The organism is Pseudomonas sp. B21-035 (genome assembly GCF_024748945.1).
Classification (GTDB): Bacteria; Pseudomonadota; Gammaproteobacteria; order Pseudomonadales; family Pseudomonadaceae; genus Aquipseudomonas.
Genome location: NZ_CP087179.1, coordinates 2,164,930 through 2,185,379 on the forward strand (window position 1 = coordinate 2,164,930; position 20,450 = coordinate 2,185,379).

The window sequence follows — 20,450 nt, forward strand, 5'->3', positions numbered from 1 at the left end:
TCCAGGCATCGGAGCATGTGAACATGAATGAAGCCGTTATTGTTTCAACCGCGCGCACGCCGATCGGCAAGGCCTTTCGCGGTGCCTTCAACGACACCGAAGCGCCGGCCCTCGGCGGCCATGTGGTGCGCGAGGCCGTGCGGCGCGCGGGGATCGAGGCCGGGCAGGTCGACGATGTGATCATCGGCGCCGCCGCCCAGCAGGGCACCCAGGCCTACAACCTCGGGCGCTTGTGTGCGATTGCCGGCGGCCTGCCGCCGTCGGTAGCCGGAATGGCCGTGGAGCGCCAATGCGCCTCGGGCCTGATGAGCATTGCCCTGGCGGCCAAGGGCATTATCTGCAACGAAATCGACATCGCCGTCGCCGGCGGCCTGGAGTCGATCTCGCTGGTGCAGAACAAGCACAAGAACCTCTACCGCAACCAGTCCGGCGCCGTGCTTGAGCGCGACCCGCAGGCCTATATCCCGATGATCGAAACCGGCGAGATCGTCGCCCAGCGCTATGGCGTGACGCGCCACGAGCAGGATGCCTATGCCCTGCAAAGCCAGTTGCGCACTGCCCAGGCGCAAGCCGCGGGCCTGTTCGACCTGGAGCTGGCGCCGCTGAGCACGCGCAAGGCGATCATCGACAAGGCCAGCGGCGAGACCCGTTACGAGACCGTGACCCTGCTGCACGACGAATGCAATCGCGCCGACACCAGCCTGGCCAGCCTCGCTGCACTGGAGCCGGTGTGGCAGGGCGGGCAGTGGACCGAGGCCGGGCGCTTCATTACCGCCGGCAACGCCTCGCAGCTGTCTGACGGCGCTTCGGCCTCGGTATTGATGAGCGCCAAGCTCGCCGAGCAGCGCGGCCTGGCGCCGCTGGGCATCTATCGCGGCCTGGCGGTGGCCGGTTGCAATGCCGACGAGATGGGTATCGGCCCGGTCTACGCGATTCCCAAACTGCTCAAGCGCCACGGCCTGAAAGTCGAGGACATCGGCCTGTGGGAACTCAACGAAGCCTTCGCCAGCCAGGTCCTGTACTGCCGCGATACCTTAGGCATCGACAACCAGCGTCTGAACGTCAATGGCGGGGCGATTGCCATCGGTCACCCGTTCGGCATGTCGGGGGCGCGCATGGTTGGCCACGCCTTGATCGAGGGCAAGCGCCGCGGCGTACGTTACGTGGTGGTGAGCATGTGTATTGGCGGCGGCATGGGTGCCGCTGCATTGTTCGAGGTGGCTTGAGCATGAACCGTTTTGATGAACACGGCAGGATCCAGACCATGCAAGCCTACTGGAGCGAGGTCAACCTCAGCGTGCGCGAGCCGCAATAGCGCGCAAGCAAGGCTCACACCCGCCAGGGTGTGGCCTTGCGCAGGGGGAGCGCTTACGGCGATTTTGCCGCGTCGAGGAACGCCGGGCGCTCGCCACCGCCATGCACGGCAATGTCGGCGCCACTGACATAACGGGCCAGCGATGAGGCCAGGTACAGGCAACTGTCGCCAATGTCTTCGGGGCTGGCCAGGCGTTGCAGGGGGATGGTCGCGGCCACCTCGGCCAGGTCGCTTTCATCGCCATAGTGCAGGGCCGCCTGCTCGGTGAGGATCAGCCCGGCGGTGACAGCGTTGACCCGAACCTTGGGTGCCCACTCCACCGCCAGCGAGCGGCTCAGGTTGAGCAAGCCGGCCTTGGCCGCGCCGTAGGCGGCGGTGCCGGGGGAAGGGCGGGTGGCGCTGACGCTGCAGATGTTGATGATGCTGCCGCCCTCGGCCTGGGCCTGCATGATGCGGTTGGCCAGCTGGCTGAGGTTCAGCGGCGCCAGCAGGTTGAGGCGGATGATCGATTCGCTGAAGCGCGGCGAGGCGCTGGCGGCTTCGGCATAGGGCGCGCCGCCGGCGTTGTTGACCAGTACATCGAGGCGCCCGAAGCGCTCGACTATAGCCGTCATCATCTGCTGGGCCTGCTCGATGTCACGCACATCGCAGGCCAGGAACAGCGCCTCGCGCCCGCCGCTGGCCGGCAGTGTCGCAGGCGCCTGGCGCCCGCAGATCACCACCTCGGCGCCGCACTCAAGAAAGCGCCGGCTGATGCCGCGGCCCACACCCTTGCCACCACCGGTCACCAGTACCACCTTGCCGCGAAAATCCATTGGGTCGTGCATGCCTGCCTCGTGTTCGCCACAGTAATGAGCTCGATGCTAGGCAGCGCACGGGCAGGGGCCAACGTCCGAAGGGACTAGTAGTCCTGACGGACGATGTTGGCGCCCTGGCCGCTCTGAATAATCCCGGTACAACAACAAGCCGGGAGGACACCTCATGGGCGCATCCGCGCAAGGGCACGTGGTAACGCTGGCCGATGGTCTGCAGCTGCATTACCAGGACGTTGGCACGGGCGAGGCGGTGGTGTTCATCCACGGCAGCGGCCCGGGTGCCAGCGGGCACAGCAACTTCAAACAGAACTACCCGGCATTCGCCGCGGCCGGCTACCGGGTGATCGTCCCCGACTTGCCCGGCTACGGCGCTTCGAGCAAGCCGCAAACGGTCTACAGCCTGGACTTTTTCGTCAGCGCCCTCAGCGGCCTGCTCGATGCCCTGGATATCCAGCGCTGCGTGCTGGTCGGCAATTCCCTGGGTGGCGCCATTGCCATCAAGCTGGCGCTGGACCAGCCTGGGCGGGTCAGCCGCCTGGTGCTGATGGCCCCCGGTGGGCTGATGGACAAGGAGCAGTACTACCTGCAAATGGAAGGCATCCAGAAGATGGGCGCGGCCTTTGCCAACGGCGAGCTCAACGATGCCGCCGGCATGCGCCGCCTGCTCAGCCTGCAGTTGTTCGACCCGGCGCTGATCAGCGATGAAACCGTGGCCGAACGCGTGGCAGTGGTGGGCCAGCAACCGGCCTGCGTGCTGACCAGCATGCAGGTGCCGAACCTGACCTCACGCTTGCCTGAACTGCAGTGCCCGATTCTTGGTTTTTGGGGGATCAACGACAAGTTCTGCCCGGCCTCCGGCGCGCAGACCCTGCTTGCAGCCTGCAGGCGGATCCGCTTTGTGCTGCTCAGCGAATGCGGACACTGGGTGATGGTAGAGCACCGCGAGCTGTTCAACCGTGAATGCCTGGCGTTCCTTGGGGAGGCACGGGCATGAGCGAGCAATTGCGTCGCCAGTATGGCGAAGAGCTGTACCAGGCCCTGTGCAGCGCCAGCACCCTGGCCCCCTTGAGCGAGCGCTGGGAGACCATCAGCATCGAGGATGCCTACCATATCTCGCTCTACAGCATCGAGCGGCGGGTGGCGGCGGGTGACCGCATCGTCGGCAAGAAGATCGGCGTCACCTCGGTGGCGGTGCAGCGCATGCTTAATGTGCACCAGCCGGATTTCGGTTTTATCACCGAGCAGATGGCCTTTGCCGATGGCGCGCAGATTTCCCTCGGCGCCAACCGCCTGATCCAGCCGCGCGCCGAAGGCGAGATCGCCTTCAAGCTCAAGCATGACCTGGTCGGCCCCGGCGTCACCGAGGCCGATGTGCTGGCCGCCACCGAGTACGTGATGCCGTGTTTCGAGATTGTCGATTCGCGCATCCAGGACTGGCGCATCCGCATCCAGGACACCGTCGCCGACAACGCCTCCTGCGGGGTGTTCGTGCTCGGCGACAGCCAGGTCGATCCGCGCCGGCTCGACCTGCCGAACCTGCGCATGCAGGTGTTCAAGAACGGCGAGCTGATCAGCCAAGGCCTCGGCTCGGCGGTGCAAGGCAACCCGCTGACCGCGGTGGCCTGGCTGGCCAACACCCTGGGCGCCTTCGGCATCCCGCTCAAGGCCGGGGAAATCATCCTTTCCGGCTCGCTGGTGCCGCTGGAGCCTGCACGGGCCGGCGACCAGTTTGCCCTGACCATCGACGGCCTGGGCAGCGCCCGGGTGTCGTTCTGTGCGTGACGTGCGAGGTTCAAGCGAATGAGCAAAAAACTGAAAGCGGCGATTATCGGGCCGGGCAACATCGGCACCGACTTGCTGATGAAAATGTGCCGCTCCGAGTGGATCGAACCGGTGTGGATGGTCGGCGTCGACCCGCAGTCCGAAGGCCTCAAGCGCGCTCGCGAGCTGGGCGTGAAGACCACCGCCGACGGCCTGGACGGATTATTGCCACATGTCCTCGACGACGATATCCGCATCGCCTTCGATGCCACCTCGGCCTATGTGCATGCGCATAACAGCCGCAAGCTCAACGAGTTGGGGGTGATCATGGTCGACCTCACGCCGGCGGCCATCGGCCCGTTCTGCGTGCCGCCGGTCAACCTCAAGCAGCACGCGGCGAGCCTGGCGATGAACGTCAACATGGTCACCTGCGGCGGCCAGGCGACCATCCCCATGGTCGCGGCGGTGTCGCGCATCCAGTCGGTGGCCTATGGCGAAATCGTCGCCACGGTGTCGTCCGGCTCGGTGGGCCCGGGCACCCGGCAGAACATCGACGAGTTCACCCGCACCACTGCAGGTGCCGTCGAGCAGATCGGCGGTGCCCGGCGTGGCAAGGCGATCATCGTCATCAACCCGGCCGAACCGCCGCTGATGATGCGCGACACCATCCACTGCCTGACCGACGAAGAGCCCGACCGCGAGGCCATTCGCGCCTCGGTGTTGAGCATGGTCAAGGAGGTGCAGCGCTACGTGCCCGGCTACACCCTGATCAACGGGCCGATTTTCGATGGCCGCAAGGTGTCGATCTTCATCGAGGTCGAAGGCCTCGGCGACTTCCTGCCCAAGTCTGCCGGCAACCTCGACATCATGACCGCTGCCGGTTTGCGCACCGCCGAGATGTTTGCCGAAGAAGCCCACAAGGGCACCCTGCAACTGCCCGTCCGTTGAGTGGAGAACTGCCATGAATCTGCAAGGTAAAAGCGTCCGTCTGCACGACATGAGCCTGCGCGACGGGATGCACGCCAAGCGTCACCAGATCAGCCTGGAACAGATGATCGCAGTGGCCAGCGGCCTGGATGCCGCCGGCGTGCCGCTGATTGAAATCACCCATGGCGATGGCCTGGGTGGCGCGTCGCTGAACTACGGCTTTGCCGCCCACAGCGATGAGGAATACTTCGCCGCGGTAATTCCCACCCTCAAGCAGGCCAAGGTATCGGCCTTGCTGCTGCCGGGGATCGGCACCCTCGATCACCTGAAAATGGCCCATGAGCATGGCGTCTCGACCATCCGCGTGGCCACCCACTGCACCGAGGCGGATGTTTCCGGCCAGCACATCGGCATGGCGGCGAAGATGGGCCTGGATACCGTCGGCTTTCTGATGATGGCGCACAGGGTCAGCGCGCAAAAGCTGCTGGAACAGGCGCGGCTGATGGAAAGCTACGGCGCCAATTGCATCTACTGCACCGATTCGGCGGGCTACATGCTGCCGACTGAAGTCAGCGAGAAGATTGGCGTATTGCGGGCAGGTTTAAGCGCCAGCACCGAAGTCGGTTTTCATGGCCATCACAACCTGGGCATGGCTATTGCCAACTCGCTGGCGGCCATCGAGGCTGGCGCCGTGCGCATCGATGGCTCGGTGGCCGGGCTGGGAGCGGGGGCGGGCAACACGCCGCTGGAAGTGTTCGTCGCCGTGCTGGAGCGCATGGGTGTGAGCAGTGGTGTTGACCTGTACCGGATCATGGACGTCGCCGAGGACCTGGTGGTGCCGATGATGGACCAACCGATCCGCCTCGACCGCGATGCCCTGACCCTGGGCTATGCCGGGGTGTACAGCTCGTTCCTGCTGTTTGCCAAGCGTGCCGAGCTCAAGTACGGCATTGCTGCCCGCGACCTGCTGGTGGAGCTGGGGCGGCGCGGCACGGTGGGCGGTCAGGAAGACATGATCGAAGACCTGGCCCTGACAATGTCGCGGGCGCGAGGGGTGATGCCGACCTGAGGTGCAGTCCTCATCGCGGGTCCCGCACAATTCTGTGGGAGCGGGCTCGGCCCGCGATCGAGCGCGCAGCGGTCGTAATTCAGATAACGCCTTGTTGCGCAGGCTGCACCGGCCTCATCGCGGGTCAAGCCCGCTCCCACAGGCTCCCATGGCCATGAACAACGCGGCAATGGCCCGGGCCTCATGCAACTCGCCACTGGCCACCCGTGCCGGGATCTGCGCCAGCGGCACCTTGATGCATTCCAGCGGCTCCGGCTCGTCACCTTGCAGAGCACAGGGGCTCAGGTCCTGGGCCAGCACCACCCGATAACGATGACACAAATGCCCGGGCGCCAAGGTCAGTTCGCCCAGCTCGGTCAGCCGCGCCGCCCTCAGGCCGACTTCTTCGCACAGCTCGCGCTGGGCCGCCTGCAGGTAGCTTTCATGCGCCTCGGCACCGCCCTTGGGCAGGCCGAGGATGGTGCCCTCTACGCCCACCGCGTACTCGCGCACCAGCAGCACGTGCTCGGGGTCGGGCATCGCCACCAGCATCACCGAGCGGTAGCCGGTGCCGCGCAAGCGTTCGTAGATGCGCCGCTGGCCGTTGCTGAACTGCAGGTGCAGTGCTTCGATCTGGAAATGGCTGCTTTGGGCCAGCAGCTCGGTCTTGAGGATGGTCGGACAGTTGCGCATGTGCAGGCCCCTGGCGGCGGGTGGATACCTGCACTGTGCGCTGTGCCCGGCAACCCGCCATCGTCCAAGCGGACGAGGGCGGGTGCTTCAGCCGAGGGTCGCCACGCTGCGCAAGATCAAGCGCACGAGCATGGTCTGGCGGGTCACGCCGGTCTTGGAAAAGGTCGAACGCAGGTGCGCCCGCGAAGTGTTGCGGCTGATGCCCAGTTCCTCCGAGGCTTCGTCCAGGGTCAGGCCGTTGGCCAGCAGCATCGCCAACTGGGTTTCGGCCGGGGTGAAATCGAACAGCGCCCGGACGATCTCCTGCGGCGCCGAGGATTGCTGCTCGGGGTCGCTGATGAAGATCACCACGGTCGGGCATTGCTTGCCTTCGCTCCAGGTCGACAGCGGCACCGAGCGCACGATGATGCCAAGGTCGGCGCGCCCGGACGGGCGTTGCACGCGCATGGCCTCGACCACCGAGGGGTTGCTGCTTTTTTGCGACAGCAGCGATTGCTTGACCAGCCGGCGGAACTCCTGGGTGTCGCGCGCGGTGCCAACCTGCAGGCCGTCATTGACCAGCTTGATGCCGTCCTTTTCCTGGATCAGCCGCTCGGCAACCTGGTTGGTCTGCAGCACCTTGCCGGTTTCGTCGAGGATGATGGTGCCCACCGCCAGCTGGTCGACGGCGCCGGCGTAGAGGTTGCGTTCGGTCTCGATGCGGTTGAGCTGCATGTGCAGTTTGATCGAGCGTTCCAGGTGCGGGATGAAGCGCGCCAGCAGGGTTTTTTCCTGGTCGCCGAAGGCCTGCTCATCGCGCCCGCGGCTGATGCGGATACGGCACTGGGCGCCGTCGCCGGTATTGATGTCGGCCCCGAGAATATGGAACACGTCCACCGGCTCAAGGAAGTTCTTGTAGAACTCCGATTGCAACAACTCGTCGTTGGAGACGTAGCTGGCGAGGGTCACCACTTCGCGGTTGGGCAGGTCGACGAACGGGTCGAGGGCGAAGAAGTGCTTGTTGTACGAGGCGGTGGTTTCGCTCGAACTGCCGGTGGTGTTGACCATCAGGCCGTCAACGTGGGCGCTGGGCGGGCGTAGAATGAAGGTGACGTATTTGCTCTGTAGCTGCAGGTTGAGCTGGTTGAGGAAGGTGACCCAGGGAATGTTCTCCATCGGCCCTTGATAGAGGTGACCGAGCAAGTCGCTGAATGACTCGAGGGTGAGGCACGGCTGCATAGGGAACTACCATTTTTTATTATTAGCGTTGGCGATGGCAGAGAATAGTCGGCGTTAACGCGTGCACGCAACGCTCCGTACACGCATCCGGACAGGCGTAGCGCACGCCTGTCCAAAGCGCTCGGCAAGGCTCAGGCGCGCTCGCCGTCAAGCACCACGAAACGCTTGCTGTCGGCGGTTTCGGCAGGCAGCAGGTCGACGTCGGTATAGAACTGCTCATACCAGCGCCGCAGCTGGTACACCGGGCCGTCGCCGTCGCACAGCAGCGGGTTGTCGACCCGGGTCTTGCTGTGCCAGATCGCCACGTCTTCGTAGAAAGCCGACTGGGCCTGCTGCACGTAGGCCTTGGCCATGGCCTGGTTCTGCTCCTCGCTCAGGCCGGGGATCTTTTTCACCAGCACGCCGTAGCGCAGGGTGAAGCTGTTGAGGTCGATCGGCACATGGCAGTTGAGCAGGATCGAATGGATCGGCTGGCCGTTCATCGCCCCGGTCATTTCGGTGATCTGGTAGGCCGGGCCGAAGTAGGTGGCCACCGTGCTCAGCTCGCTGTCGCCAGACAGCCGTTCGCTGCGCGCACGCATGACCTGGGTGGCCAGGTGGCCTGCGAAGACGTTGCTGAACTCGGCCACCGGCGCGCCATGCACGGTGCCGAAGTGGGCCATGTCGGCGACGTTGTCGATCAGCTCGCGGCAGTTGGTGTCGATCTGCAGTTCGGCCACTTCCCAGGCGGCCCACTGGTCACTGAAGCAGGCGTCGATGCGCGGGATCACCTGCTCGGCAATCGGCGGGTTGCCTTGCGGGTCGTTCCAGACGAACAGCAGCTGGTTTTCTTCCATGATCGGCCAGCGCTTGACCTTGGCCCGCGGTGGAATGCGCTTGGCGTAGGGAATGTCGTCGCACACGCCATCGGCGCCCCAGCGCCAGCTGTGGAACGGGCAGCGGATCGAGTTGCCTTCGATGCAGCCGGTGCTCAGGTCGGCGCCCATGTGCGGGCAAAAGCCGTCGAGAATGTTCAGCTGGCCGTCTTCACCCTGGAACGCCACCAGGCGGGTGCCAAACACGTCCAGGCGGTGGGCCTTGCCGTCGCGGTAGTGCGCGGCCAGGCCCAGGCAGTGCCAACCACGGGCGTAACGGTCTTCCAGCAGCTTGGCTTCAATGCGGTGCAGGGTGCTCATCTTATTGTTCTCCGGGGTATCACGGGGTGTGCTGTGCGAGTGATTCTGCCGCCCCTGTACCAGCAGGCATCGTCTGAACGGACGATGGCCGGCCGTGGGCTGACGGCTCTACTGGCGCAATCAAGCCAGCAGCAGGAGAACGCAATGAGCAACGAGCAGGGGCGGGTGGCGGTGATTACCGGCGCCGCCAGCGGGATCGGCCGGGGCCTGGCCGAGCATGCGGCAGGGCTGGGCATGCAGCTGGTACTGGCCGATGTCGATGGCCCGGGTTTGCAGGCGCTGAGCGCGCAACTGCAAGGCCAGGGCGTGCAGGCCATTGCCCAGCTGACCGACGTCAGCGATGTGGCCCAGGTCGAGCGCCTGCGTGATGTCGCCCTGGCGCATTTTCAGCGGGTCGACCTGCTGTTCAACAATGCCGGGGTGATGCAGACCGGCTACAGCTGGCAGATCAGCCACGAGCAGTGGCAGCGCATGCTCGCCATCAACCTGCAAGGGGTGATCAATGGCATCCGCAGCTTTGTGCCGCTGATGCTCGAGCAGGGCCACCCGGCCCAGGTGATCAACACCGCGTCGCTCGCCGGCTTGCTCAGCAGTCCGTTGATGGCGCCCTACAACGTCACCAAGCAGGCGGTGGTGGCGTTATCCGAAACCCTCAAATACGAGCTGGACATGCTCGGCGCGCAGGTCTCGGTGGCGGTGCTCTGCCCGGGGCCGGTGGCCAGTGACATCATGGCCTCCAACCAGGCCCGCGAGCAGGCCGACGCCACTTTCAGCGCCGTGCTCGACGAGCACATTCGCCAGGGCATGACGCCCCGCGAGCTGGCCGCCCAGGTATTCGCCGCGCTGGCCGAGCGGCGCTTCTGGATCTTCCCGCACAAAGACTTCAAGCCCGCCCTGGAGCTGCGCTTGCGCAGCATCCTTGAAGAAACCAACCCGCAGTTCCAGATGATCGCCGAAGGAGACGCCCATGCCGCTCGATAAACAGATCGCCGCCGTGCTCGAACAGTTCAGCGTCCAGGGGGAGCCCGACTACCACCGGCTCGATGCCGTGCAGTATCGGCAATATGCCGACCACCTGTTGCCGCCGATCCCTGGCGCGCAGATGGCCGAAGTGCGTGAGCTGCGCGTGGCGGGCGCCGCTGGCGAGCTGGATGCCCGCCTGTACCGGCCGCTGGCGCAAGACAACCTGGCGCTGCTGGTGTTCTTCCACGGCGGCGGCTTTGTCATCGGCACCCTCGATACCCATGACCATCTGTGCCGGGCACTGGCCAGCGCCACTGGCGCGGTGGTGGTGTCGGTGGCCTACCGGCTGGCACCGGAGGCGCGCTTTCCGGCGGCGCCGCTCGATTGCTATGCCGCCACCTGCTGGCTGGTCGAACATGCCGCCAGCCTGGGCGTCGACGGCAGCCGCCTGGCCGTGGCCGGCGACAGCGCCGGGGCCAACCTGGCGATCGCCGTCAGCCGCCTGGCCGCAGAGCGCCAGGGCCCGCAGATTCGCTACCAGTGCCTGTTCTACCCGGTCACCGATGGCCGCTGCGACACCCCGTCGTACCAGGTGTATGGCGAAGGGTATCTGTTGTCGCGGGCGATGATGGCCTGGTTCTGGCGCAGCTACCTGCAACAGCCCGAGCAGGTCGAGGAGCCACTGGCCTCGCCGCTGCTCGCCGAGTCACTGGAGGGTTTACCCGCCACCACCCTGATCACCGCCGAGTACGACCCATTGCGCGACGAAGGCGAAGCCTTTGCCCAACGTTTGCAACAAGCAGGTGTGGCCACCCGCCTGGAGCGTTGCCAGGGCATGGTGCATGGCTTTATCAGCATGAGCGCGTTTGTCGAGGGCGCTGCCTTGGCCCTGGCCGGGGCCGCGGCCGACCTGCGCCGGGCGCTGGGCTGAATGGCGGCGGCCTAGTCCGTTTGGACGAAGCAGGTTGTCGCAGCAGTTTCTAGTCTTGAGCGCACAACGTCTTTTCCTCACCTGTGGTGGAATGGCCATGAAAACAACAAGAACAATTTGCCTTGCCTTGACCGTCTGCGCCTTTGGCGCTGTCTACAGCGCCTTGCTGACCCGCCCGCTGCCGGCGCCGGTGACCATGGCCTATTACTGCCAGCCCAGCTTCCAGCCGTGTTACATCCCGGTGCCGAGCGTCGCCAGGCTGATGCCTTAGGCCTTGTTGCCCAGGGCCAGCAGCGCCCGCTCGCGGCTCAGTGGCTGGAGGACCCCGGGCGAGCCGCTGATGTGCACGTACAGGTAGTGCTGGCCTTGGTCATCGCGCAGTATCCGGTGCACCTGGGTCGTCTCCGGGTGATACTGGCGCTGGGTGCGGTCGAGCAGCACTTCGTGGTGGTCGATGTGCAGGCGGCGCAGCGCCGCTTCGAATTCGCTGTCGACGGCCTCGCGCAGCTTGCGCATGCGGCGTATCGACAGATAGCCAAGGCCGAAGGTCAGCGCAAAGAAGAACAGCGCCTGTAACAGTGATTTGTAGTGCTCCATCCTGGATTTGATTAGCCCTTGATTCTTGTAGTGGACGGCGCTTGTTTGAGGTCTGAGCGCCGCCTGTGGGCGTTAAAGGCTCATGTCGAAGGCATGGATTCGGTAGGGCAGCTCCATGTCCGGGTATCGCCGTCTTTCTCACCCAGTGCCAAGATTTCCAGGCAGCCCGGGTAAGCTGGTTGCTTATCGGCAGGCCCTTCAATGTAGGTGATGGCCTTGGGTGGGTTTTGCAGTTGCTGCTGGCATTGCTGGACCTCGCTGGCAAATCTTTCAAGGGCAGCGGAAGGGGGCTGAGTCGTGATCATGCCTGCTACGGTTTGCCAGTATTCCGAGGCTGCGTAGCCGCTTGCTCGGCAGTGAGAAAGCGGAGAAACAATTGAACCAACTCCGTCGCCTTCGACTTTAAGTGCTTGCATCTTCTGGTGTTGCGCAGGCAGGGCAGGGCCAACCGGAAGCGCTTCCATGGCCTTGATCTCAGCGACATAAGCCTGAACTTTGGTCAGGTAAGCGGCGGCGCTTTCGCGCTGCTGGTTGTACTGGCTTATTTCGTTGGCGTTGGTGCCGGTGACCTTATACTCAGGTTCGTTGTTGCAGCCCGCCAGGAGAGCAGAGGCGCCAAGGGTGATGATTGCGGTGCGTGTGGTGAACTTCATGTTCTTCAGTTATCTCGCTTCAGGGTCGTTTGCTTGACCTGACAGTGGAGCACAATGGCTATCCCTGCCAGTGTTTGTCGCACAGTACTCGCGTTTGACGTCGAATACTGTTGCCTCAGTCCAGGTCCTGCGCCGAATGCCGCTCGGGCACCTGGCTGGCTTCATCGCCCCAGGTGCGGTTGACCCGCAAGCCGCGGACGACCGCCGGGCGCTCGGCAATGGCTTGCGCCCAGCGTTGCACGTGGGTGTAGTCCTGCACGCTGAGGAACTCGCCCGCCGAATACAGCCTGCCCAGCGCCAGTTGGCCGTACCAGGACCAGACGGCGATATCGGCGATGGTGTAGCTGTCGCCGGCCAGGTATTGGCTTTGCGCCAGGCGCTGGTCGAGCACATCCAGTTGGCGCTTGGTTTCCATGCTGAAGCGGTTGATCGGGTATTCGAATTTTTCTGGCGCGTAGGCATAGAAGTGGCCGAAGCCGCCGCCCAGGTAGGGCGCTGCGCCCATCTGCCAGAACAGCCAGTTGAGGGTTTCGGTTCGACCCGCTGGGTCGCGGGGCAGGAACTCGGCGAATTTTTCTGCAAGGTAGAGCAGGATCGAACCCGACTCGAACACCCGCACCGGCGGTTGCACGCTGCGGTCGAGCAGGGCGGGGATCTTCGAGTTGGGGTTGATCTCGACGAAGCCGCTGGAGAACTGCTCGCCTTCGCTGATGCGAATCAGCCAGGCGTCGTACTCGGCGCCGGCATGCCCGAGGGCCAGCAGCTCTTCGAGGAGGATGGTGACCTTGACGCCATTGGGCGTGGCCAGGGAGTACAGTTGCAGCGGCTGCTTGCCCAGCGGCAGGGCCTTGTCGTGGGTCGGGCCGGCCACCGGGCGGTTGATGTTGGCGAACTCGCCGCCCGACGGCGCGTCGTGCTGCCAGACCCGAGGCGGGACGTAGGGTGCCTTGCTCATGCGATGAACCTCCTGGTGTGCTCGAGGGGCTCATGTTCGGGCCTGGCGCGCGCGCTTGTCAAACCGCGCGGCCACTGCTGCCCGGGCGCAAAAGCCAGCGTTCTAGAAGCTGTACTCAAGCACGCTGGCGATCGAGGTTTGTACCCGCCGCTCGACAATCGGGCTGTCGCTCACATGCCCGGAGAGGTTCTGTACATCCAGCAGGGTATGCAGGCGGGTGTTGTCGCTCAGCGGCAGGCTCCAGGTCAGGTTGACGCCCTGGCTGACCAGGCCGCCGTGGGTCTTGTGCGCGGCAAAGCGGCTGTTGGCCGCTTGTTGCGCGCTGACGCCATACCAGGTACGGACGTAGTCGGCGTCACCAAACAGCGCATTGACGTTGCCGCTCAGGCTGCCGAAATCGCCTTCGTACAAGGTGGTGCCGACGCTCAGTTCGAGGGTCTGGTAGGCGGAGCCGGTGTCTTTGTTGCTGTCTTTTTTCAGCGCATGCTCGAACGTTGCACCGAAGGTGACCGGCCCCCAGGTGTAGGAACCTTCCATGCCCAGCAGCGCGCGGGATTTGATCGAACCCATGCCACGCAGGCGGTCGGAACCGCGGTAGCCTTTCTTGCGGTCCTTGCGCTCGGCGCTGGTGCCGATGTAGGTGCTGAAACTGGCGTCGTCCCAATCGTGTTTCCAGCCCAGGCCTTTGTCCCGCAGGAACAAACCATAAGGGCTTTCGATCTCGAAGCCGAGCACCGGTGCCGTAGAGCGCTCACTGCTGCCACTGTAGCGGGGGGCATTGGCGGCGCCGCCTTGCAAGGTGAACTGCCACTCTTGCGCCAATAAGTTCGCTGAGGCGCTCACCAGGCAGAGACCAGTCAACGCAGTGTAGATCCTTGTCGTCTTCATGGGGGTTACAGTGTTCCCGTAAATTTAAGTCTGATCAGGGTACGGGGCTTTGTTGTTAGTATCCGTGAGCAGGATGTAAAACTCTGTTAGTGGCATATTTATTCAATGGCTTTGCAGTTTTTGTAGAACATCCGGCGAAGCCCGAAGAGCAACTTGGAGAACAGCAGTACCCAACGGCTCAATAGCCGATGACAGGCAATAACGTTTGCCCTGGCTGTTACGGGTTTCATCAAAATTAAATAGCGGCTAGATATGCTTATTGGCGCCGCAGGGGACAAATACCGCTATTAACCCGAGGGTGTGCGAATAAAGGAGAAATGCCCGCGCGGCGAAGAGCGCTTAAACTGTCTGATCATTATTTGCCTCTGCCAGTTGCTGTTGTGCCGCCGCCCGGTCTTGCGCAGTCACGTAAGTGAGTTTTGCCAGGCGCGGGGCCAGCCAGTTGTTCAGGTCGTCCATATAGCTGAACACCACCGGTACGAAGACCAGGCTGAGCAAGGTTGAAGTCACCAGCCCGCCGATCACGGCAATTGCCATGGGCGCGCGAAAACCTGCATCGGCGCCGCTGCTGAGGACTGCCGGGAGCATACCGGCGACCATGGCAAGGGTGGTCATGACAATTGGCCTGGCGCGTTCGGCGCCCGACTGCATCAGTGCCAGGTGCCGAGGCATGCCGGCGCGGCGCTTTTCGATGATGAACTCGACCAGCAGAATCGAATTCTTGGTGACGATGCCCATCAGCATCAGCAAACCGATAACCACCGGCAGGTCGATGGCGGCGCCATACAACAGCAGGCCGCCGATGGCCCCGCCGACCGCCAGGGGCAGCGAGACGAGGATGGTCAGCGGCTGCAGGAAGTCACGAAACAGCAGGACCAGTACGGCAAACACCATGAGGATGCCGAAGGTCATGGCCGTGGCGAACTTCTCGAACATTTCATTCATGTACTCGGCGTCGCCATACTCCACCTCGCGCACGCCAAGGGGCAGGTGCTGCAAGGCGGGGGTGGCCTGGATCACTTCCAGCGCCGAGCCGAGGCTTATGCCGGCGAGGTCGGCGTCCACCGAGATGCGCCGCAGCCGGTCGAAGCGTTCGATCCTTGTCGGGCCACTGCCGTAGTCGATGTCGGCGACACTGTGCAGCGCCAGCGTGCCGCCGTTGTCGCTGGCCACCCGCAGGTTGCGCAGGGTGTCGAGGTCGCCTTGCTGTCCCTCGGCCAGTTGCACGCGAATCGGTACTTGCCGGTCGTGGAAGTTGAAGCGCGCTGAATTGGCATTGATATCGCCCAAAGTGGCAATTCGCGCCACGCTGCCGATGGCCTGGGCACTGACGCCAGAGCGGGCGGCCTCATCCAGGCGCGGGCGGATCAACAGCTCCGGACGCGGCAAGGGTTCGTTGACCTGGACATTGGCCAGCCCCTTGATCATGCGCATATCGCTTTGCAGCGCGTAAGCGGCCTGGGACAGTTGCCGGGCGTCGGCACCGACGAGAATCACCGAGATGTCTCGCGCCGCGCTGTCGCTGCGAAAGGCAAAGCGCACATCGGCGAACTCACCGAGGACCGGTCGTAGTGCGTGCTCGAATACCTTCTGACTCATCTCGCGTTGCTCGGGTGGCACCAGGCGCACCAGCAACTGGCCGCTGGCGACATCGGTGGCGCCGGAGGCATCTTCGCCGCCGGCGGTGCTGAAGACGAACATCACCTGCGGCTGCTGGCGCAGTTTCGCGGCCATCTGTTGCAGGGTCCGGTCGGTCTGCGCCAGGGGCGTGCCGGGTGGCAGGGAGACATCGATGCGGCTCAGGCTGGTATCGCTGACCGGCATGAAGCCCGAAGGCAGCAGCGGTACCAGGGCAAAGGAAGCCAGCAGGAAAACCGCCGCGATCACCAGGCTTTTGCGCCGATGCGCCAGTGCCCACTCAAGCAGGCGCAGATAGCGCGCGAGCAAGCCAGAGGGCGCTTGCGTTGCCTGCAACTGATGCTCAGTCGATTTGGGCTTGAGTAAGTAGGCGGCCATCAGCGGCGTCAGCAGCCGTGCCACCAGCAGTGAGCTCAACACCGCTGCCGACACGGTGATGCCAAAGGGGGTGAAATACTGGCCGACAAAGCCGCCGATAAAGCTCACCGGCAGGAACACCGCAACGATGGTCGCGGTAATTGCCACCACGGCGAAGCCGATAGCATCTGAGGCGTCAATGGCGGCCTGGTAGGGGCGCTTGCCCTGGTCCAGGTGCCGCTCGATGTTCTCGATTTCGACAATCGCATCGTCGACCAGGATGCCGATAACCAGGGTCAGGGCCAGCAAGGTGATGCTGTTGAGGCTATAGCCGAACCAGGCCATGGCGGCGAAAGTCGGCAGGATCGACAAGGGCAGGGCGATGGCCGCCACCAGGGTCGCACGCCAGTTGCGCAGGAACAGCAGTACCACCAGCACCGTCAGCAGCGCGCCTTCGATCAGGGTCATGATCGCGGCGTTGTAGCTGGCCAGCGTGTAGTCGACCATCGAGGCGACCTGCTGGACTTCGATGTCCGGGTGATGTTGCTGCAGGCGCTGGAGCGCAGCCTCAACCCCTGCGGCCACCCGGGTATCGCTGGAGCCCTTGGCACGAAACACGGCAAAACCGACCACCTGCTCGCCATTCAGGCGCGCCAGCGAGCGCATTTCACCGGCGCCATCGACCACGCTTGCCAGCTCGTTCAACCGCGCCCAGCGTCCGTCCGGCAGGGCGATTGGCGTGTCGCCCAGGGCTTGCACGGTCAGGGCGCTGCCCAGTGTGCGTATGGATTGCTCGCTGTCGGCGAGAATCGCCCGCCCGCCGGGCACGTTGCTGTTGCTGTGCAGCAGCTGGGTGTTGACCTGGTCGGCCGAGATACCCAGCGCCTCAAGGCGCTCGGGCTTGAGTTCGACCTTGACCTCACGCTCCAGGCCGCCCAGGCGCTGCACTTTTTGCACCCCGGGCACGCCAAGCAGTTCCCGGCCGAGTACATCATCGACAAACCAGGACAGGTCCACGGCATTGCGCGCACTGGATTTGACGGCGTAGTTGAGGATCGCCCCGCCCTCGACATCAATGCGCGTGACCAGCGGCTCTTCGATAGTCTGCGGCAAGTCCGCGCGAATTTGCCCGATGGCATCGCGGATGTCGTTGGCGGCGCGGTCGGGGTCGACACCGAGCTGGAACTCCACGGTGGTGACCGAGATGGCATCGGCGATCGTCGAGGTAATGTGACGGATACCGGCCAGGCCGGACACCGCGCGCTCGACCCGCTGGGTGACCGCATGTTCGAGTTCGCTCGGCGCGGCACCGACCTGGACCACGGCGACGGTGATCACCGGAAAGTCGACCCGTGGGTTGGCGTTGATCGGCAGGTCGGCAAAGGAGATCCAGCCGGCCACGGCCAGCACCAGGAACAATACCAGGGTCGGGATGGGCCGCCGAATGGCCCAGGACGACACCGCCAGGTTCATTGCTCCAGCTCCTGTGCCAGGCTGACCACGTCGCCGTTGCGCACGAAGGCCGAGGCGCTTGCCACCACCCGCTCACCGGCGCCAAGGCCGCTGCTGACCTGCACCCGCAGGCTGTTGCGCTGGCCAAGGACCACGCTACGCACGCTCGCCTGGCCGTGGGCATCAAGGACCATGACGGTGGCGCCGCCATCCTCGGCAAAGGTCACCGCCCGTAGCGGAATGACCACCGCCGCGGCGGTAGTGCCGGTTTCGATCCTGCTACTGGCGAAACTGCCAGCGCGCGCATCGGCCGTTGCCGCGAGGCTGATGCGCACGCGCCCCAGGCGGGTGCCGGCATCCACCTTGGGCGCCAGCAAACGCACCGTGCCGGCTACGCTCTGGTCCATGCCCGCGACCTGCACCTGGACCGCAGTACCGACCCGAATTGCTTGCAACGCACTTTGCGCCAGTTCGCCATCGAGCTCGAGTTGGCCGTCACGGATCAGTTTGAACAGCGGCTCGCTACCGGCCATGGCGCCCAGCCGGGCGTGACGTTCGGAGATGATGCCGTTGACCGGGGCGAGGATGATGGCCTTGTCGCGGCGAGTGCGGGCGTCAGTCAGTTGGGCGATGGCCTGTTGGTGCTCGGCCCGGGCGGCAGCTAACGCGGCGGCGCTGGCGTGGGCCTGGGCGCGCTGTTGGTCGAGTTGCTGGGCGCTGACCGCACCGATACTGCCCAGCTCATTGATTCGCGCAAGGCTGGCCTGTGCCTCGATGTCGAGCGCTTGCTGCTGCTTGATCAGGGCTGCGTTGCGATTGAGGGTGGCCTCGGCCTGGCGTACCTGGGCGTCGAGGGTGTCGGCTTCCAGTTGCGCCAACAGTTGCCCGGCCACCACCGTGTCACCTTCCTCGACCAATACCCTGGCGATGCGCGTGTCTTGCAGTGCGGTCCCGATGGACACCTCGTCGCGGGCTACCAGGCTACCGGTGACAAGGAGGGTCTGGCTCACAGTGCCGGGTTCGGCCAGCACGCTGCTGACCTTGAGCAGGGGCACGGGCGCAGGGGTGATGTCCGCTTGTTCGCTGGCAGGCATCACCAGCACCCAGCCTGCCACCAGCAGTAACAGCAGGCCGGTGATCCACAGACGGGGTTTGTCTCGCAGCACAGATACCATCGCGATCAATCTCGAGTAGGCACAGCAAAGGGGAGGCACAGCGAGCGCAACAGGCTGATATCGGGCGGCCTATGGCTGAATCTGCAGGAACCTGCGGATGATCTTGCGCAGCACCGGTTTATGGGCTTTGGCCTTGAAGCCGGGCTCGAGCACGACGCGGCCGATGCCGCCTTCGGTCAGGGCGATCAGCCAGGTCGCGGCCATCGAGGTATCCAGCGTCGGGTCGATCTGCCCGGCTTCGATGCCACGCTGGAGCAAGGCCTGCAGATCGGCCTTGACCTTGGCGTCATTGACCGCAAGCAGGGCACCGACTTCAGGGTTGCGCAAGGCTTCAGCGGCGACTTCGAGGCTGATTCGGGCGTAGCTGGGGTCGCTGCACAACTCCATCATGGCGATGGCGATGTTCTCGATTGCAGCGAGGCTGTCCTTGGCCTTGGCGTAGTGGGCGATCAGCTCGGCCATGCCATGCTGGTCGTCCTGGGCAATGGCCTCGATGATCGCGTTCTTGCTGGGGAAGTAGTGGAACAGGTTGCCCGGGCTCATGCCCGCAGCGGCGCAGATTTGCGCGGTCGAGGTGGAGTGAAAGCCATTGCGCGCGAAGCATTCGATAGCCGCATCGAGGATCTGCTTGCGTTTGGCGGCGACTTTGTCCGGGTCTACGGTTCTCATGTCTGGCTCATTAGTAGACTGACTGATCGATCTATTATTGGCCTGCCGCTGCACGCCGTCAAGCGAGCAGGGCGACTGGCGGGATTACTGCCGGGTGTCGGGCATGTTCTTGCTGATGCAATGTATGCCGCCGCCGCCCGCAGCAATCGGGTCGATGTTGACCTGCTCGATGGTCCGCCCCGGGTACAACTTGGCCAGCAACTGCTTGCAGTACTGGTCAGCTTTCGGGTCGCCAAACTGCGGGGCAATCACCGCGCCATTGATCGGCAGGTAGTTGATGTAGCCGGCGGCAAACTCCGGGTTGTCGCGGGTAAAGCGGTTGCTGCGCAATTTGCCCGGTGGCGGCAGCAGGTGCACGGTCAAGCGGCGGCCGTCGGCGTCGGTGGCCTGCTTGAGGATTTCCAGGTGCTTGCGGGTGACCCGGTAATCGTAGGAGTCCGGGTCGTTGTCGAGGTTGGCGATCACCACCCCCGGCTCGACGAAGCGCGCGTAGAAGTCAACGTGGGCATCGGTGATGTCCTGGCCCTTGATGCCCGGCAGCCAGATGATCTTGCGCAGGCCAAGGTTGGCTTTAAGCTCGGCCTCGACATCGCTGCGGCTCCAGTCGGGGTTGCGGTTGGCATTGACCCAGCAGCTTTCGGTGATGATCGCCGTGCCGTGGCCGTCCACTTCGATGCCGCCGCCTTCGCCAGTCAGCTCGCTTTGCAGGTAGGGCACGTTCAGGGTTTCGCTCAGCGTTGCCGCCACGCGGCTGTCGTTGCGGTGGCGTTGCTTGTTGCCCCAGCCGTTGAAGTTGAAGTCCATCAGCGCGCTGTTGCCGTCGTCGTCGATGACGAAGCAGCCGCCGTAATCGCGGATCCAGATGTCGTCCAGCGCCATGGGCAGGAACTCGATGTTGTCGCTGCCACATTGCTCGCGTGCATCGGCCAGGTCTTCGGGGCGGCAGAGTACGCTGACCGGCTGGTAGCGGGCGATGGTCCGGGCCAGTTGTGCGATGCAGCTGTTGACCGCGTCCGCCTGGTCTTCCCAGACATTTTCGGCGGCGGCAAACGCCAGGAAGATCCGCCGCTGGGCCTGGTCTTCTTCGGGCATGAACCAGCGCTGGTCAGCGGCCATGGCCAGGCGCAACGGGCCCAGGCCCAGGCCGGCAATGCCGGCGGCGACTGACAGATGCTTGAGAAAGGTACGACGGGGTGTCATCGGTGTGGCTCTCGTAGTGA

The 20,450-nt window shown here is 64.3% G+C and carries 20 protein-coding genes; 8 read left to right on the forward strand and 12 right to left on the reverse strand.

What is annotated here, in order from left to right:
* Window positions 1-23 precede the first annotated feature (23 nt).
* Entirely contained in the window at window positions 24-1,226 is a 1,203-nt protein-coding gene (locus LOY22_RS09960) for an acetyl-CoA C-acyltransferase (protein WP_258597281.1), read from the forward strand.
* Between the two features lie 142 nt (window positions 1,227-1,368).
* On the opposite strand, the gene LOY22_RS09965 is transcribed toward LOY22_RS09960, so the two are convergent.
* Entirely contained in the window at window positions 1,369-2,142 is a 774-nt protein-coding gene (locus LOY22_RS09965; protein ID WP_045201592.1) for an SDR family oxidoreductase, read from the reverse strand.
* Between the two features lie 154 nt (window positions 2,143-2,296).
* On the opposite strand from LOY22_RS09965, the gene LOY22_RS09970 reads away from it, so the two are divergent.
* From LOY22_RS09970 to dmpG, 4 genes are read left to right on the forward strand one after another with little or no spacing between them, the layout of a single operon-like run.
* Complete coding sequence (locus LOY22_RS09970) at window positions 2,297-3,124, forward strand: alpha/beta fold hydrolase (protein WP_213601816.1); 828 nt, start codon at window positions 2,297-2,299, stop codon at window positions 3,122-3,124.
* On the forward strand, window positions 3,121-3,912 hold the full coding sequence (locus tag LOY22_RS09975; protein WP_258597284.1) for a fumarylacetoacetate hydrolase family protein: 792 nt from the start codon (window positions 3,121-3,123) through the stop codon (window positions 3,910-3,912). The genes LOY22_RS09970 and LOY22_RS09975 overlap by 4 nt, the downstream gene beginning before the upstream one ends.
* An 18-nt stretch (window positions 3,913-3,930) precedes the next feature.
* A complete protein-coding gene (locus LOY22_RS09980; protein WP_045201586.1) occupies window positions 3,931-4,839 on the forward strand; it encodes an acetaldehyde dehydrogenase (acetylating) in 909 nt (302 codons plus the stop codon).
* A 13-nt stretch (window positions 4,840-4,852) separates the two neighbouring features.
* The gene (gene dmpG / locus LOY22_RS09985; protein WP_045201585.1) at window positions 4,853-5,887 is read left to right on the forward strand and encodes a 4-hydroxy-2-oxovalerate aldolase; all 1,035 of its coding nucleotides are present in this window, start codon (window positions 4,853-4,855) and stop codon (window positions 5,885-5,887) included.
* A 114-nt stretch (window positions 5,888-6,001) separates the two neighbouring features.
* Here dmpG and nudE read toward each other — a convergent pair whose 3' ends face one another.
* The 3 genes from nudE to LOY22_RS10000 all read right to left on the reverse strand — a co-directional run bounded on the left by nudE (window position 6,002) and on the right by LOY22_RS10000 (window position 8,952).
* Window positions 6,002-6,559: an ADP compounds hydrolase NudE gene (nudE, locus tag LOY22_RS09990; RefSeq protein ID WP_093384731.1), complete on the reverse strand. Its 558-nt coding sequence runs from the start codon at window positions 6,557-6,559 to the stop codon at window positions 6,002-6,004.
* An 87-nt stretch (window positions 6,560-6,646) separates the two neighbouring features.
* A complete protein-coding gene (locus tag LOY22_RS09995) occupies window positions 6,647-7,777 on the reverse strand; it encodes a helix-turn-helix transcriptional regulator (RefSeq protein ID WP_195883632.1) in 1,131 nt (376 codons plus the stop codon).
* Window positions 7,778-7,908: 131 nt separating this feature from the next.
* Window positions 7,909-8,952, reverse strand: coding sequence for a Rieske 2Fe-2S domain-containing protein (locus tag LOY22_RS10000; RefSeq protein WP_258597289.1), 1,044 nt, complete (start codon window positions 8,950-8,952; stop codon window positions 7,909-7,911).
* 144 nt (window positions 8,953-9,096) lie between these two features.
* Between LOY22_RS10000 and LOY22_RS10005 the strand changes: the two genes are divergently transcribed.
* The 3 genes from LOY22_RS10005 (at window position 9,097) to LOY22_RS10015 (ending at window position 11,117) form a co-directional block, all read left to right on the forward strand.
* A complete protein-coding gene (locus LOY22_RS10005) occupies window positions 9,097-9,933 on the forward strand; it encodes an SDR family NAD(P)-dependent oxidoreductase (RefSeq protein WP_093384723.1) in 837 nt (278 codons plus the stop codon).
* The gene (locus LOY22_RS10010; RefSeq protein WP_258597291.1) at window positions 9,920-10,846 is read left to right on the forward strand and encodes an alpha/beta hydrolase; all 927 of its coding nucleotides are present in this window, start codon (window positions 9,920-9,922) and stop codon (window positions 10,844-10,846) included. The genes LOY22_RS10005 and LOY22_RS10010 overlap by 14 nt, the downstream gene beginning before the upstream one ends.
* 97 nt (window positions 10,847-10,943) lie before the next feature.
* The gene (locus LOY22_RS10015) at window positions 10,944-11,117 is read left to right on the forward strand and encodes a hypothetical protein (RefSeq protein ID WP_176794279.1); all 174 of its coding nucleotides are present in this window, start codon (window positions 10,944-10,946) and stop codon (window positions 11,115-11,117) included.
* On the opposite strand, the gene LOY22_RS10020 is transcribed toward LOY22_RS10015, so the two are convergent.
* The 8 genes from LOY22_RS10020 to LOY22_RS10055 form a co-directional block, all read right to left on the reverse strand.
* The gene (locus tag LOY22_RS10020; RefSeq protein WP_093384710.1) at window positions 11,114-11,443 is read right to left on the reverse strand and encodes a hypothetical protein; all 330 of its coding nucleotides are present in this window, start codon (window positions 11,441-11,443) and stop codon (window positions 11,114-11,116) included. The two genes, LOY22_RS10015 and LOY22_RS10020, sit on opposite strands and share 4 nt — an antisense overlap.
* Before the next feature lie 80 nt (window positions 11,444-11,523).
* Window positions 11,524-12,096 carry a hypothetical protein gene (locus LOY22_RS10025; RefSeq protein WP_093384705.1) on the reverse strand — a complete coding sequence of 191 codons (573 nt, stop codon included), beginning with the start codon at window positions 12,094-12,096 and terminating at the stop codon, window positions 11,524-11,526.
* A 115-nt stretch (window positions 12,097-12,211) separates the two neighbouring features.
* Window positions 12,212-13,051 (reverse strand): glutathione-dependent disulfide-bond oxidoreductase, encoded by an 840-nt coding sequence (gene yghU / locus LOY22_RS10030; protein ID WP_093384701.1) that lies wholly within the window; start codon window positions 13,049-13,051, stop codon window positions 12,212-12,214.
* Between the two features lie 102 nt (window positions 13,052-13,153).
* Entirely contained in the window at window positions 13,154-13,939 is a 786-nt protein-coding gene (locus LOY22_RS10035) for a MipA/OmpV family protein (protein ID WP_176794278.1), read from the reverse strand.
* A 339-nt stretch (window positions 13,940-14,278) separates the two neighbouring features.
* Window positions 14,279-17,407, reverse strand: coding sequence for an efflux RND transporter permease subunit (locus LOY22_RS10040; RefSeq protein WP_093384696.1), 3,129 nt, complete (start codon window positions 17,405-17,407; stop codon window positions 14,279-14,281).
* Complete coding sequence (locus tag LOY22_RS10045) at window positions 17,404-18,552, reverse strand: efflux RND transporter periplasmic adaptor subunit (protein WP_258597294.1); 1,149 nt, start codon at window positions 18,550-18,552, stop codon at window positions 17,404-17,406. Before LOY22_RS10045 ends, LOY22_RS10040 begins: the two co-directional genes overlap by 4 nt.
* A gap of 78 nt (window positions 18,553-18,630) precedes the next feature.
* The gene (locus LOY22_RS10050; protein ID WP_093384682.1) at window positions 18,631-19,230 is read right to left on the reverse strand and encodes a TetR/AcrR family transcriptional regulator; all 600 of its coding nucleotides are present in this window, start codon (window positions 19,228-19,230) and stop codon (window positions 18,631-18,633) included.
* Between the two features lie 84 nt (window positions 19,231-19,314).
* The gene (locus LOY22_RS10055) at window positions 19,315-20,430 is read right to left on the reverse strand and encodes an agmatine/peptidylarginine deiminase (RefSeq protein ID WP_093384678.1); all 1,116 of its coding nucleotides are present in this window, start codon (window positions 20,428-20,430) and stop codon (window positions 19,315-19,317) included.
* Between the last annotated feature and the right edge of the window lie 20 nt (window positions 20,431-20,450).